This is a genomic window from Pseudarthrobacter sp. PvP090, from assembly GCF_040547365.1.
Lineage (GTDB): Bacteria > Actinomycetota > Actinomycetes > Actinomycetales > Micrococcaceae > Arthrobacter.
This window is the reverse complement of the sequence record NZ_JBEPPO010000004.1, coordinates 68,096-82,433: the sequence shown is the minus strand read 5'-3', so window position 1 is coordinate 82,433 and position 14,338 is coordinate 68,096. Positions and strand designations below refer to the sequence as shown.

14 protein-coding genes are annotated in these 14,338 nt (G+C 70.2%); 9 read left to right on the top strand and 5 right to left on the bottom strand.

The features are described from left to right. The first annotated feature begins 104 nt into the window (after window positions 1-104). Window positions 105-698 carry a copper resistance CopC family protein gene (locus ABIC21_RS05640; RefSeq protein WP_354349436.1) on the top strand — a complete coding sequence of 198 codons (594 nt, stop codon included), beginning with the start codon at window positions 105-107 and terminating at the stop codon, window positions 696-698. A gap of 7 nt (window positions 699-705) precedes the next feature. Here the strand turns inward: ABIC21_RS05640 and ABIC21_RS05635 are convergent, their stop codons facing one another. Next, entirely contained in the window at window positions 706-1,332 is a 627-nt protein-coding gene (locus ABIC21_RS05635) for an NAD(P)/FAD-dependent oxidoreductase (protein ID WP_354349654.1), read from the bottom strand. Window positions 1,333-1,814: 482 nt separating this feature from the next. On the opposite strand from ABIC21_RS05635, the gene ABIC21_RS05630 reads away from it, so the two are divergent. From ABIC21_RS05630 to ABIC21_RS05605, 6 genes are all read left to right on the top strand, one after another. Continuing rightward, window positions 1,815-2,852 (top strand): universal stress protein, encoded by a 1,038-nt coding sequence (locus ABIC21_RS05630; protein ID WP_354349435.1) that lies wholly within the window; start codon window positions 1,815-1,817, stop codon window positions 2,850-2,852. A 64-nt stretch (window positions 2,853-2,916) separates the two neighbouring features. Next, on the top strand, window positions 2,917-5,628 hold the full coding sequence (locus ABIC21_RS05625) for a PEP/pyruvate-binding domain-containing protein (RefSeq protein ID WP_354349434.1): 2,712 nt from the start codon (window positions 2,917-2,919) through the stop codon (window positions 5,626-5,628). A gap of 13 nt (window positions 5,629-5,641) precedes the next feature. Then, window positions 5,642-6,376 carry a hypothetical protein gene (locus ABIC21_RS05620; RefSeq protein ID WP_354349433.1) on the top strand — a complete coding sequence of 245 codons (735 nt, stop codon included), beginning with the start codon at window positions 5,642-5,644 and terminating at the stop codon, window positions 6,374-6,376. Between the two features lie 137 nt (window positions 6,377-6,513). Beyond that, complete coding sequence (locus ABIC21_RS05615) at window positions 6,514-7,614, top strand: LolA family protein (RefSeq protein WP_354349432.1); 1,101 nt, start codon at window positions 6,514-6,516, stop codon at window positions 7,612-7,614. 43 nt (window positions 7,615-7,657) lie between these two features. Beyond that, window positions 7,658-8,647, top strand: a complete 990-nt coding sequence (locus ABIC21_RS05610) for an ABC transporter ATP-binding protein (protein WP_354349431.1) — start codon at window positions 7,658-7,660, stop codon at window positions 8,645-8,647. A 19-nt stretch (window positions 8,648-8,666) separates the two neighbouring features. Continuing rightward, on the top strand, window positions 8,667-9,500 hold the full coding sequence (locus ABIC21_RS05605; protein WP_354349430.1) for an ABC transporter permease: 834 nt from the start codon (window positions 8,667-8,669) through the stop codon (window positions 9,498-9,500). Between the two features lie 43 nt (window positions 9,501-9,543). Here ABIC21_RS05605 and ABIC21_RS05600 read toward each other — a convergent pair whose 3' ends face one another. The 4 genes from ABIC21_RS05600 to ABIC21_RS05585 all read right to left on the bottom strand — a co-directional run bounded on the left by ABIC21_RS05600 (window position 9,544) and on the right by ABIC21_RS05585 (window position 12,953). Further along, window positions 9,544-10,464: a cation diffusion facilitator family transporter gene (locus ABIC21_RS05600; RefSeq protein WP_354349429.1), complete on the bottom strand. Its 921-nt coding sequence runs from the start codon at window positions 10,462-10,464 to the stop codon at window positions 9,544-9,546. A gap of 10 nt (window positions 10,465-10,474) precedes the next feature. After that, window positions 10,475-10,948, bottom strand: coding sequence for a metallopeptidase family protein (locus tag ABIC21_RS05595; protein ID WP_354349428.1), 474 nt, complete (start codon window positions 10,946-10,948; stop codon window positions 10,475-10,477). 21 nt (window positions 10,949-10,969) lie between these two features. Beyond that, the gene (locus ABIC21_RS05590; RefSeq protein WP_354349427.1) at window positions 10,970-11,974 is read right to left on the bottom strand and encodes a DMT family transporter; all 1,005 of its coding nucleotides are present in this window, start codon (window positions 11,972-11,974) and stop codon (window positions 10,970-10,972) included. A gap of 97 nt (window positions 11,975-12,071) precedes the next feature. Continuing rightward, on the bottom strand, window positions 12,072-12,953 hold the full coding sequence (locus ABIC21_RS05585) for an ArgP/LysG family DNA-binding transcriptional regulator (protein ID WP_354349426.1): 882 nt from the start codon (window positions 12,951-12,953) through the stop codon (window positions 12,072-12,074). A gap of 69 nt (window positions 12,954-13,022) precedes the next feature. Between ABIC21_RS05585 and ABIC21_RS05580 the strand changes: the two genes are divergently transcribed. Further along, complete coding sequence (locus ABIC21_RS05580; protein ID WP_354349425.1) at window positions 13,023-13,625, top strand: LysE/ArgO family amino acid transporter; 603 nt, start codon at window positions 13,023-13,025, stop codon at window positions 13,623-13,625. Between the two features lie 57 nt (window positions 13,626-13,682). Continuing rightward, window positions 13,683-14,321: an FMN-binding negative transcriptional regulator gene (locus tag ABIC21_RS05575; RefSeq protein ID WP_354349424.1), complete on the top strand. Its 639-nt coding sequence runs from the start codon at window positions 13,683-13,685 to the stop codon at window positions 14,319-14,321. The last annotated feature ends 17 nt before the right edge of the window (window positions 14,322-14,338 follow it).

Sequence of the window (14,338 nt, the reverse complement as noted above, 5' to 3'; positions counted from 1 at the left end):
CTCCGGGAGTGATGGGTGTTGCCTAAATTCTATTGGGCGCGCGCCCGGCGTTCGGCCGATTTCGCCTAGTCTGTAAGGAAGCCAACACTAGGAGCAGCTTTTCCATGCGGTTCATCCGACAGCTTTTAAGTGCCCTCCTGGGCGCCGCGATCATCGCCGCCGCCCTGCTGGGTGCCGTGGCTCCGGCCTCGGCCCACGATGCCGCCGAATCCACCAGCCCGGCCTCCGGCGCCACGGTGCCGGCACCGCCGGAGCAGGTCACGGTCACGTTCAACAAGAATCCGCTGGCGCTGGGCTCGCAGATTCTGGTGAATGACGCCGCCGGCACCAACTGGTCCGACGGCGCCGTCGAGATCGTGGACAACGTCGCCTCGCAGAAGCTCAAGGCCGGCGCCCCGGCCGGGGCCTACACGGTGGTGTGGCGCGTTGTCAGTTCGGATTCTCACCCGATCGAGGGCAGTTTCACCTTCACGGCCACGGCCGGAGCCACCGGCTCGACGGCGGCTGCCGCGGTTCCCACGATGGGAACCGCCCAGCCGGGCACCACGCCCGCCCCGTCTCAGCCGGCCAGCGCCGCGGAGCCGTTCCCGTGGAGCATTGTGATCTTTGTGGGAACGGCCATCGGCATCCTGGTGGTCCTGGGCCTGATGGCCAAGAGCCGGCTCAAATCGGACTCCGGCAGCGACACCAAGAGCTGAAGTCAGGCTAGGCAGGCGCGGCGAGGTCGTAGTATCCCGGGAGGACGGCGGGAAAGCCGTCGGGGTAGACCTTGGCCGAGATCGCCTGGCCCACGACCTTCGCCTGGCGCAGCACTTCCTTCGGCGTCGGCGTAATGAGTTCGCCAACGCCCACGAGGTACATCCCGAGGGCGTGCATGGCCGCCATCAGGTTCTGCCCCGCGGTCATGCCGAGCTCGGAAAGCATCCGGCGCAGCTGGCTGTGGGCACAGCGCGTCAGGACGAGGTGATCGGCCAGGAGGACGCCGCCGGGGGTGCGGACAGCCCACTGCTGGGCCGGGCCGGTGACGCCGGCATCGACGTGGTCCAGCTGCAGGGCCCGGATGTTGTTCCGGACGTCCAGCTTGTGGCTGGCGGCGTAGTTCCGCAGGTGCCGGAGGATCTCATTGCGCTCCCGCAGGCTCGCGGCGTCGGCCGCGTCGCAGCGCTGCAGGGACGAGGTGTTGGCCGGATGCCCGGCTCCCAGCAGATCGAGCCCGTCCACAATGATGGAGTCCACGCCGCGCCGCTGCAGTTCGCTGGCAACCGCCAGCCCGGACAGACCGGTGCCGATCACGACGGCTGCGGTCCGTTCGATACCACCGGACATAGGCATGGTCGACACTGCAGGGTCCCTCCTCGAATGGTGCCAGTCGCGGGGCCGATGCCCCGGACGCTTTTCCGCTGCCCGCCCAGAACGCGCCTCTCCATGCCCCAACAGCAGGATCCGCGTTCTGAAACACGAGTCTCGGTTCAGCAACGCCTCGAAGACTACCTAACATTTCCGGCCTTGGATAGAGCAGCCGCCACATTGGTCCAACCGGGAATTCCCGGGCTTTTCGGGCGGCATCGCCGCCTCCTTCCGCCGTCCTCCGGGGCTGCCGGACGCCGTGTAAACACTGGGTAAAACCTGCGTGGCGATCAGCCGTCGGGGGGCCCTCCAACGCGCTTGCTAGTTCCCCGAAAACCGAGAATAGTTGTAAAAACCAGGGGTTCTAGCCGCAGATTCTTCGGGCGCGTGGCCAATGGACGCTGCACGCGGACACGTCTGGCAGAATAGCCGCAACATCAGGCAAGAATCGCGAGGAGGCGGACCCCATGGGCCGAGAACAGGTGCATCCGGATCCGGCCGGGGAGACCCCCGGCGGGTCCGCGGCTCCCCGGGGGATCGTGGTCGGTGTCGACGGTTCAGACCACAGCAAGTGCGCCCTGGTATGGGCCGCCCGCGAAGCCGAGCGCCGCAATCGTCCGCTGCACATCGTGACTGCCTATTCCGTTCCGATCTTCGCGGCGTCAGGGCTCGACGGCGGCTACGCCACCGTTGATGATTCGGTGATCCGCGAGGGCGCGGAGGCCATCCTGAAGCAGGCCGTGAACAAGGTGTCCGGGTACCTGATCGACGTCGACGCCTCCGTCGAGAACGGCGATGCCTCCGGCGTGCTGCTGGAAATGTCCGAGACCGCCGAGCTGCTGGTCTTCGGCACGCGGGGCCGGGGCGGTTTCGTTGGACGGCTGCTCGGTTCCGTCAGCAGCGCCCTCCCCGCGCACGCCAAATGCCCCACGGTCACCGTGCCCCTGATCTGCGCCGACCGCCTCGGCGAAACCACCGACGACAAGCATGTCCTCGCGGAGCGGGCGAAGTCCGGTCACTTCCCGGTCGAAAACGTGGTGGTGGTGGGGGTCGACGGCTCCGAACAGGCCCGCGTGGCGGTGCTGGAGGCAGCGGCGCAGGCCGAGCGCCTCTCGGCCCCGCTGCGGGTGGTGTGCGCCGTCCCGCAGTACAGCGGTTCGCTCGCCTGGGTGCCCGCGCCGATGGACCGTGATGCGCTTTTCGCCGACATCAGGGTCCAGCTCGAGGCCGGCACGGCCTGGATCAGGAGCCATTTCCCGCACCTCACGGTGGAGGCGCAGCTCGTGGACGGTTCGCCCGTGGACATCCTCGTCGAGGCCAGCCGGCACGTGGAACTGGTGGTCGTCGGCACCCGCGGACGCGGCGGCTTTGCGGGGATGCTGCTCGGCTCCACCTCGGACGGGATCCTGCACCACGCCAAAGGCCCCGTCATGGTGGTCCCGGACCGGGACGATCCCCGGCTGGCGGACCGGGTGAACTTCGGACCCATCCTCGGCGATTCATAGCCCGGGGCGTACCCGAACCCGGGCCCTGGCCCGAGGGCTTCCTCGCTGAAGGGAGGGCCGGCAGGTGGAACAGCTCGTGCTCGCACTGGACCTCGTCGGCGCCGGGCTGCTGCCCGACGTCGGCGGCAAAGCAGCCAACCTCGGCGAACTGCGGCGGGCCGGGCTGCCGGTTCCGGCCGGTTTCTGCCTGACCACACAGGCCTACCGGCGCGCCACTGCGCCCGCCGGGCTCGAGGTGGTCCACGCCGGCCTGGCAGCGACCGCCCCGGCTGACCTTCCGGGGCTCGCCCGGCTGGCCGCCGCCGGCCGGGCCTTGGTCCTGACGGCCGACATCCCCACTGACATTGCCGAGGCCGTCCGGGCCGCCTACACGGCACTGGGAACGGACGCCCCGGTGGCGGTGCGCTCGTCCGCGACCGCCGAGGACCTCCCGTTCGCCAGCTTCGCCGGCCAGCAGGACACCTTCCTGAACGTTGTGGGCGCCGACGCCGTCCTGGCCGCCGTCCGGCAGTGCTGGGCATCGCTCTGGACGGACCGCGCCGTGAGCTACCGCGCCACCCACAGGATCAGCCCCTCATCCGTGTCACTGGCCGTGGTGGTCCAGCAGATGGTGGACGCGGCCGTGGCCGGTGTCCTGTTCACCGCGAATCCGGTGACCGGACGGCGGCATGAGGCGGTCATCGATGCCAGCCCCGGGCTTGGCGAGGCGGTGGTGTCCGGGGCGGTCAACCCGGACCACTTCGTCGTCGACAGCGCCACGCGAAGAATTCTCGAGCGCCGGACCGGGGGCAAAGGGGTGGCCATCAGGCCACGGCCGGGCGGCGGAACCGAACGCATCGACCAGCCCGGCTCATGGTCCCGGCCCAGCGTGGACGATGCCCAGGTCCTGGCGCTGGAGCGGCTTGGCCGGCGCGCGGAGGTGCACTTTGGCGCGCCGCAGGACCTCGAATGGGCCATCGACGGCGGCGGAGCGGTGTGGCTGACGCAGTCGCGGCCCATCACCACCCTCTACCCGCTGCCGGAGCTGCCCCGGGACCGGCCCGGGACACGCGTGTACCTGTGCTTCAGCCTTGCCCAGGGCCTGACCCGCCCGCTGACCCCGATGGGACTGGCAGGCTTCCGGCTGATTGCCTCGTCCGTGGCACGGGCCGCGAAATTCGACGTTCCCGTGCCGCACAACGGGCCTTCGCCGTACGTCCAGGCCGGCCAGCGCATCTTCTTCGACCTGACCCCGGTGGTGCGCAGCGCCGTGGGACGGGCCATCGTGCCACGCGTGTTCGACATTATGGAGGCCCGCTCCGCCGCCGTGCTGCGGCGGCTGTTCGCGGACCCCCGCTTCTCCGTCACCAGCAGGTCCCCCTGGCAGGTGCTCCGGCACGTCGGCCCCGTGGCGGCGCGGGCCAGGGTCCCGGAATCGCTGCTCCGTGCCCTGTTCCGGCCCGAGGCCGCGCTGCGCCGGGCGGAACGGTTCGGCGAACGATTCCGGGCCGCCCTCGTCGTGCCGGCCGGGTCCACCCCGGTGCAGCGGCTGGACCACGTCGAACGCATCCTCGGGCAGGAGCTCTTCCCCGTGGTACCCAACATCCTGCCGCTGCCCGCCTTGGGCTTCGCCCTCCTGGCGGCCGCCGGCCGGCTGCTGGGGCCCGGTGCCGGCCCGGGGTCACTGCAGCCGGTGCTGCGGGGACTTCCCCACAACGTGACCACCGAAATGGACCTGGCGCTCTGGCAGCTCGCCGCAGCCATCCGGGCCGACGCCGGATCCGCCGCGGTGTTCGACGACTCAGCGTTCGACGGCGCGGGGGTGCCGGAGCTGGTCCGCCGCTACCGGGCCCGTGAGCTGCCCGCCGTCGTGCAGTCCGGGCTCGCCGGCTTCCTGGGCCGCTACGGGCACCGTGCTGTGGCGGAAATAGACCTCGGGATGCCGCGCTGGTCCGACGACCCGGCCCATATCCTCGGAGTCCTGGCCAACTACCTGCGGCTGGACGATCCGGGCCAGGCCCCCGACCTGCTGTTCAGCAAAGCGGCCCGCGATGCAGAGTCCCACGTGGAGCGGCTTGTTGCCGCCGCCGGGCAGCGGGGCAGGCTGCGGGCAGCGCTGGTGCGGGCGGCACTGAAACGCACCAGGATGTTCGCCGGGCTGCGGGAACTGCCGAAGTACCACATCGTCGAGGCCCTGGCCGCGGTGCGCCGGCAGCTCCAGGCCATCGGGACCGAACTCGCGGCCGCCGGCAGCATCACCGCAGCGGACGACGTCTTCTTCCTGGACCTGGCCGAGGTCCGCGAAGGCCTCGCGGGGAAGCAGCTGCACCACGTCGTGACGCAGCGCCGCGAAGCGTACGCCCAGGAACTGGGCCGCCGGCGCATCCCGCGGGTGCTGCTCTCGGACGGGACGGAACCTGAGGCGCTGCAGGCCGGCGTTCCCGGGGCGGAGGCCGGACCCGCGGGACTGCTGACGGGCACGCCGGCGTCGGCGGGCACGGTTACCGCCGCGGCCCGAGTCATCCTGGAGCCGCAGGGCGCGCATCTGGAGCCCGGCGAGATCCTCGTGGCGCCATCCACGGACCCGGGCTGGACGCCGCTGTTCCTGACCGCCGGCGGACTGGTGATGGAAATGGGCGGTCCCAACTCGCACGGCGCCGTCGTCGCCCGGGAGTACGGGATTCCCGCTGTGGTCGGGGTTCCGGACGCCACCACGCTGATCGCGACCGGGGACAGCGTCACGGTCGACGGCGCCGCCGGCACCGTCGTGCCGAACACCGGTCCGCCGGGTGCGTAGCTAGAGTGGGCTCATGAGTGACGTCCAAGGTCCGCCGCATGTGACGGGCGAACCCGGGCCGGCGCCCGAACAACTGGCGGAGCCCCGACCCGCGGCGCCCAGCGTCGGCGATCCCTGGCTCCCCACTTGGCTGGTCAGCCACCCACTCACCGCCGGCTGGGCCTGGACGGGGTTCTGGGCAGCCCTGATCGTTGCAGACGATTTCTTGGACTTTGCGGGATGGTCCTGGTATGTGATGGTCGGAATGGCCGCGCTGCCCACGCTGCTGGCGACCATCGCACTGCTGCACGCTACTCCCCGCCGGTACCTCAAGCCGCGGAAGGACTCCGTGCTTGGCCACTTTTTCGTCCGCTTCCTCGCCCTCTCGGCAGCGTTCCTCGTGTGGGGTGTCTCAGTGGTCATGAGCGCCTCGATCTCCACCACCATTCAGTCCCTCGTCGGTGCTTCAGAGCGGGAGGTCACTGCCCTGGGATTCAACCTCCTGCTGGCCGCGGTTCCCCTCGTGGTGTCCGTGCTCTGGCTGGCCTTCATCATCCGCTGCGCGTGGTTCCTGCGCCGGATTCGCGGCTGGAAACAGGACCCGGCGCCAGCCGGAGTGCCCAAGAAATTCCTGCGCCGGAGGCCACGGCTCAGGCGGGTCGTCGTGGGTCTCGCCCACCCGGGGCTGCTGCTCGTCGCCGGACTCGGGACGTCGCTGCTCGCGCTCGTGCTCGGGGCGGTCGAGTTGACGTTGAATGTTTTCGCTTAGCCGCGCCGCCGGGCCCCAGCCCAAGCGGCTGGCTGCCCGGATGCATCTGCCGGCAATGTCTCCCGGTGAAAGGGTGAAACGCGCCACTCCCGGGCGTAGTGTTGAATCATGAACTGCAAGGTTGGAGCGCGGTCGCGATGACGCGCAAATGGCTGCGTTGGATGCCCGCCGTGGTGGTGCCTGCCGTGATCGCGGCCGGCGTCCTGTCCGGATCCCTTCCCGCGAGCGCCGGAGACCCGCTGCCGGAGAAGACCCCGCAGCAGGTGCTGCTCATGATCGCCCAGCACGGCGAGAAAGCCCTGTCCGGGACGCTGGAACAAAGCTCCGAGATCGGCCTGCCCGAACTTCCGAAGGCCGGGCCCGGTGCGGGCTCCCCGGAGACCGCCTGGCTGGAGCTGCTGACCGGACCGCACACAGCCCGCGTCTATTTGGACGGGCCCTCCAAGGCCCGGGTGCAGATCATGGACCGGATGGCGGAACGGAACGCGGTCCGCAACGGTGACGACCTCTGGTTCTACAATTCCAAGGACAACACGGCAGCCCACGCCCAGCTTCCCGCCGATGCAGCCGGCCGCCACGCAGGCGGCCCCGGAGCCGCGGCGACCCCCGAGGACCTGGCCGGCAAGCTGCTCGCCAAACTCGACGCGAGCACCGACGTGACCGTCGGGCCGGATGTCCAGATTGCCGGACGGGCGGCCTACAACCTCGTGCTGACCCCGACGACGGATGCCACCCTCGTGGATTCCGTCGCCATCGCGGTCGACGGCGAAAGCGGACTTCCGCTTGGCGTCGAAGTGAAGGCGCGGGGACAGGCCGAGCCGGCCTTCAGCGTGGCCTACACGAGCCTCACCCTTGAGGCCCCGGATGCCGCCATCTTCAACTTCACCCCACCGCCCGGGGCCACCGTGGAGGAAATCCCGCTGCCGGACCACAAAGCCGCCGACGCCCTGCCGCCGTCGGACGCTGCCGCGGCGAAGGCCGCGAAGAGGCCCGCCGTCACCGGCACGGGGTGGGCCTCGGTGCTCGAATTCCCCGCCAAGCCCCTGCAGGCTGAACCCTCCGACCAGGAAGGGACCGCGTCCGGGCCCGCCGCCCTGCTGGAGCAGGCCGCCGTCGCCGTCCCGGGCGGACGCCTCGTGTCGACGTCGCTGGTGAACGTGCTGATCCTCGACGACGGGCGGATCCTCGCCGGTTCCGTGCCGCTGGAGCGGCTGCAGGCCGCCGCCACGGCGCCGTGAACCCGTTGGTGAACCCGTCGGCGAACCACCCGGTGACCGCCGCGTGACGGCCGCCGCGCCGGCGACGGAACTGAGCATCGAGACCACCGGTCTCAGCAAGCGATTCGGCCACCAGCTGGCGGTCGACGGCGTTGATCTGGCCGTGCCCACGGGATCGGTCTTCGGCTTCCTGGGCCCCAACGGTTCAGGAAAGACCACCACGATCCGGCTCATGCTCGGGCTCGCCGCGCCCACGGGTGGCTCCGTCCGGCTCCTCGGCGAGGAAATGCCGCGGCAACTGCACGGGGTGCTGCCCCGCGTGGGTGCCCTGGTCGAGGGGCCGGCGTTTTATCCGTTCCTCTCCGGTGCGGCCAACCTGCACCGGTTCGACGCCGCCGACCCGCATGTTCCCGCCGCCACCCGGAAGGCCCGGGTCCAGTCGGCGCTGGAGCGGGTGGGACTGACTCACGCCGCGGACAAGAAGGTCCGGGCCTATTCGCTGGGCATGAAGCAGAGGCTCGGCATCGCCAATGCCCTGCTCGCTCCCCGGGACCTCCTGATCCTGGACGAACCCACGAACGGACTGGATCCGCAGGGCACCCGGGAGGTCCGCAGCCTGGTCCGCTCGCTCGCTGCCGACGGCGCCACTGTGTTCGTCTCCAGCCACCTGCTGGCCGAGGTGGAACAGATCTGCACCCACGCCGCCATCATGAGCGCGGGCCGGCTGGTGGCGCAGGGAACCCTCGCGGAACTGCGCCAGGGCGGACAGGCGCGGATCCGGGTCCTGACGCCCGACGCGGGGACCGCGGCCGCGGTGCTGGCCCGGCTGGGCCTGAGCGCGGCAACGGGTTCCGGCAGTGCCATCCCCGGCGGCGGTGAGGTGCTCTACGCGCCGCTTCCCGCGGCGGCAGGTAACGGAGCCGTGGCGCCGGAGGCGGTGGTGGCCGCCCTGGTGGCCGCCGGCGTCCGGGTCCGGGGCTTCGCCACCGAGCAGGTCAGCCTGGAGGACCGCTTCGTGGCGCTGACGGGGGAGGGCTTTGACGTTGTCCAGTAGGGAATCCAGCCCCGCCGTTGTGTCCACACCGCGGGGGCAGTGGGGCCGCGGTCTGCTCGCGTCCGAGCTCGGCGTCCTCTTCCGCCGCCGCCGGACGTGGGCCATGCTGTGCGCACTGGCGGCCATTCCGATCCTGATCGCCGTGGCGGTGCGGCTGTCCTCCGCGGTGCCGCCCGGCCGGGGGCCGGCGTTCCTGGACCGCATTTCGCAGAACGGACTGTTTGTCGGCGTGACCGCCATGCTGGTCTCCGTCCCGCTGTTCCTGCCGCTGACCGTGGGGGTGGTCGCAGGCGATACTGTGGCCGGCGAGGCCGGGCTGGGTACCCTGCGGTACCTGCTGGCGGCGCCCGCGGGCCGGGTCCGGCTGCTGCTCGTGAAATACGCCGGGGCCGTGGCCTTCGCCGTCGCGGCGCCGCTCACAGTGGCGCTGGTCGGGGCCGGCATCGGTGCGGCGCTTTTCCCCGTGGGGCCGGTCACGCTGCTCTCCGGGGACTCGATCGGGGCGGCGGAGGCACTGCAGCGGCTGCTGCTGATTGCCGCCTATCTTGCCGTGTCCCTGATGGGACTGTCGGCGATCGGTCTCTTCATGTCCACACTCACGGACGTCCCCGTGGGGGCGATGGCGTCCACGGTGGTGCTCTCGGTGGTCTCACAGGTCCTCGACGCGCTGCCGCAGCTGGAATGGCTGCACCCGTGGCTGTTCAGCCACTACTGGCTGGACTTCGCCGACCTGCTCCGCCAGCCCATCGCCTGGGAGTCCTTCCTCACCAATGCGCTGCTGCAGGGCGGCTACGTCGCCGTGTTCGGTGCGCTTGCGTACGGCCGGTTCGTCACCAAGGACGTGCTCTCCTAAAGGTGGCCCCCCGGCCGGCAATGCAGGGCCAGTGCCCCGGGTCTCAGGCGTGCTGGTGTGATTCGTGCTCCGCGTGGGAGACCGGTTCCAGCTGGAAGGTGCAATGCTCGGTGTCGAAGTGCGAGCCCAGGCAGCTGACGAGCTTGTCCAGGATCTGGTCGGCGCCGCGGGCACCCAGCGCCGCATCCTCCACCACCACATGGGCGGAAAACACGGGCACGCCGGAGGTGATGGTCCAGATGTGGATGTCGTGCACGGACACCACACCCTCCACGGCAAGGATGTGCTCGCGGATCATCTGCACTTCCACCCCCTTCGGGGTGGCCTCAAGCAGCACGTCCACCACGTCGCGGAGCAGGTGCCAGGCGCGCGGCAGGATCATCAGCGCGATGACGATCGAGGCGATGGTGTCCGCCGTCTGGAAGCCCGTGACCATGATGACCACGGCGGCGGCGATCACGGCAAAGGAACCGAGCAGGTCGCCCAGGACCTCAAGGTACGCTCCGCGGACGTTGAGGCTCTCCTTCTGGGCGCCGCGGAGGATCAGCAGGGACACGAGGTTGGCGACGGCGCCGAGGACCGCCGCGTAGAGCATGACGTCGGTCTGCACCTCGGGGGCGGAGCCCAGCCGGCGGATCGCCTCAGTGAAAATGACCACCGAGATCACGATCAGCACCAGGGCGTTGGCGAGGGCGGCCAGCACCTCGGCGCGCTGGTAGCCGTAGGTGCGCTGGTCGCTCGCCGGCCGGGCGGCGATCCAGGCGGCCAGCAGGGCGATGAACACCCCGGCTGCGTCGGACAGCATGTGGCCGGCGTCGGCCAGCAGGGCGAGGGAACCGGAAACCAGCGCGCCGACGATCTGGATCAGGACGACGGCGAGGGTGATGGCCAGGACCGCGACCAGGCGCTTCCGGTGCTTTGCGGTGCCGGTAAGGCCGTGTGAGTGGCTGTGGTCGTGTCCCATGCCTACAAGGCTAGCCCCAGCCGAGCTCGTGCAGTCGATCGTCGCTGATGCCGAAGTGGTGTGCGATCTCATGCACCACCGTGACCGTCACTTCGTCGATCACGTCCTCGCGCGTTTCGCAGATGTCCAGGATCGGCTGGCGGTAGATGGTGATGCGGTCCGGCAGCGAGCCGGCGTCCCACCACGAGTCCCGCTCGGTGAGCGGCACACCCTCATAGAGGCCCAGCAGCACGGTATCCGGATCGTCGCCGGGCTGGGGTGTGTAGTCGTCCTCGATGAAGATGGCCACGTTGTTCATGGTCTTGGCGAGTTCCGGCGGGATCCGGTCCAGGGCGTCGTTCACCGCGGCTTCGAAATCGGTCTCGGACATCGGGAACGGCGGGTGGTCGTGGCCGCCGCCGTTCCCGCCGCCGTTCGCGCCGTCGTCCGGCCCGTCCGGGCCGCTCGGAATGATCGGGAGGCCTGGCGGCAGGGAGGCGGGCATAGCTGAAACTCTAGCGCCGAATCAGCGGGACCGGCGCCGCGTCAGCCCCACCCCCACGAGGCAGATCGCGCCGCCGACCAGGCCCCAGACGGTGGGGATCTCGCCGAGCACCAGCCAGGAGATCAGGATCGTGGTGCCGGGCACCAGATAGGTGGTGGCGGCGAGCCGGCCGGCGTCGATCAGTGACAGGGCATAGGCCCAGGTGGTGAAGGCGATCGCGGTGGGGAAAACGCCGAGATAGACGAGGCCCAGGGTGGCCGGCAGCGGGGCCGCCTGCAGTTCGGCGACCAGCTGGCCGCTGAAGGGCAGGCAGCAGACGGCGCCGACCATGATCCCGAACCAGGTGGCCTGGGCGGCGGGGAACTTGCGCAGCACCGGCTTCTGCACGATGACACTCACTGCGGCGAGGGCCGCCGCCAGCAGGCACAGCAGCACCCCGGTGACGTCCGCCGTCGACCGCTGGCCCGAACCGAGCGCGATCACCGCGACACCGCCGAACGCGACGAGGCTGCCGATAATCAGCCAGCGCGGGAAGCCCTCCTTGAGGATCAACCCGGCCATGATGGCAACCAGGATCGGGTTGACGTTGATCAGCAGCGCGGCCGTGCCGGCATCGAGGAGGTGCTCCGCGGCGTTCAGCGCCACGTTGTAGCCGCCGAACCACATAACACCGTAAGCCAGGATGGGCCACCATTCGCGGCCCCGCGGGAGGTTGCCGTTTTTCAGAAGCTGCGGCAGCACCACCAGGCCCAGCACGACGGCGGCAATCGCCAGCCGGCCCAAGGTCAGGGAGCCGGGGGAGAAGCTCGGCCCCACGGCCCGGATGCCCACAAAGGCGGACGCCCACAGCACCACGGTGACCACGACGGCGGCGATGCCGAGCCTGCTGATCTGGCCCGGCTGCGGGGTCTTCGTCGGGGTCTTGGGCGCGGAAACGGGGGCGGGAGCATGCGGCGGCACTTCGTGGGTGCCGTCCGGGTGCGAGCTGTCCGGCTGGGGGGAGCCTGTCTGGGCGGTTGTTGCCATGCTGCCAATCTAGTCCGCGCAGCGGCCCCGGGACTGGCGGAAATCGGCCATGTCTAGTCGAGTTCCTGCCAGCCGGGGCGCAGCCGCGGCCCGCGGCTCACCGGAGGGGGCGGGCGGCGGCCTGGATCGCCGCTGCGACCCCGTCGAGGGCCGCCGATCCGTACCGCCACTGCTGCCAGTGGAGAGGCACGTCGACGTGCGCGGCGGGGTCCAGGGAAACCAGCGTGCGGCGCTTCAGTTCCTCCGACACTTCGATCTCGGGGAGCAGCCCCCACCCCATCCCCCAGCGGATGGCCTCGCCGAACTCATGGGCCGCCGGAACATAGTGCCGCGGCGGCTGGAGCACTGTGCGGCTCACTGACCGCAGGTACCGGTCCTGCAGCTCGTCCTTGCGGTCGAAGACGATGACCGGGGCGGCGGCGAGCGTCTCCGCCGTTGCCCCGCCCGCGAACCACCGGGCGGCGAAATCCGGCGTGCAGACCGGCAGGTAGCGCATGACGCCCAGGCGCCGGGAGGAACAGCCCGGCGCCGCCTTCTCCGTGGCGGTGATGGCTGCGGCCGCGGCGCCGCTGCGGAGTAGCTCCAGCGAGTAGTCCTGGTCCTCGCGCAGAATTTCCAGCTGGACCTTGTCGGCCACGGCCGCCAGCCCCGGCAGCGCCCAGGTATGCAGGGAATCGCTGTTGATGACCAGCGTCAGCCGGACGCTGGCGGCCTGCGCGCCGGGCTGCAGCTCCGCGGCCAGATCGGCGGAGAGCATGTCCAACTGCCGGGCGAAGCGCACCACGGCGTGGCCGGAGGAGGTGAGCTCGACTGGGCGGGTCCGTTTCAACACCGGCCGGCCGACGGCCACTTCGAGGGCGCGGACACGCTGGCTCACCGCCGACGCCGTGACCCGGAGGTGGCTCGCGGCGGCCTCGAAGCTTCCGAGGGCCACGATGGCCGCGAGGGTCCGGGCCTGGTCCGGATGGATATCTATCATTAGTTCATCTTATGTTGGCCAACAATTATTAACTGGTCTCATGTTCATGGGGCCCCTAGCGTGGAGCCCGTGATCCTCTCTCTCCTTTCAGGCCTGGCCAGCGGGCTGTCCCTAATCGTCGCCATCGGTGCGCAGAACGCCTTCGTGCTCCGCCAGGGAGTGCAGCGCTCGCACGTGCTGCTGGTGGTTGCCGTGTGTGCCCTCTCCGATCTTGTCCTGATTGTGCTGGGCGTGGCCGGGGTGGGCGTCCTCATCGAGCAGGCGCCCGGCGTTCTCGACGTCGTGCGCTGGGCCGGTGCCGCCTTCCTCCTGGCCTACGGCCTGATGGCGGCACGGCGGGCCATCCGCGGAACGCAGGCGTCCCAGCTGTCGGCCGGGAAGCCCGGAACATGGGCGGCCGCCCTGGGGACCTGCCTCGCCCTGACCTGGCTCAACCCCCACGTCTACCTGGACACCGTCCTGCTGCTGGGCTCCCTGGCCGGCACCCACGGCCCGGACGGGCGGTGGTGGTTCGCTGGCGGGGCCGGTCTGGGCAGCATCGCCTGGTTCGCCGCCCTCGGCGCCGGTGCCCGGTTCCTCGCACCGGTGTTCGCCCGGCCGGGCAGCTGGCGCGTGCTCGACGGCGGCATCGCCTTGGTCATGGTCACCCTGGCTGTCATGCTCGTAGCCTGAGCTTGCCAGCCGTCCCGCATCACACCGCCGCAACACAACCGACAAAAGGAAGCTCCCATGTACGTCCCCTCGCATTTCGTCGCCGACAAGGGCGCCATCAACGAGTTGCTCTCGAACCCGGGCGCAGCCAACCTGGTGACCTCGACAGAGGACGGACTGCTTGCGACGCTGCTGCCGTTCGTCTATGACCCGGAGGTCGGCGACCACGGGGCTCTGCTGGGGCATTTTGCCCGGAACAACGCCCAGTGGCGGCTGCCGGCACTGGGCGAATCCCTGGTCATCATCCAGCATCCCGATGCGTACATCTCCCCGTCGTGGTACCCGTCGAAGGCCGAACACGGCCGGGTGGTGCCAACGTGGAACTACACCACGGCGCACGTCTATGGCCGGCTGGTCATCCATGACGACCCGGCCTGGGTGGAAGGCCTGGTCCGGCGGCTGACCGCACTGCATGAAGCAGAGTCGGCAAAGCCCTGGACCGTCGACGACGCACCTGCGGCTTTCATTGCCGGGCAGCTCCGGGCGATTGTCGGCGTCGAGCTTGTCATCGCGAGGGTCGAGGCGAAGCGGAAGCTGAGCCAGAACCGGCCGGCTGCCGATGTGGACGGCGTCATCGCCGGACTGCGGGCCAAGGGTGACCTGGATTCGGCCGGCGATGTGGAGCGGGCGCAGCAGGAGTTGGGCCGGCGAAGCTGAGCGTCCCGGCAGGCGGC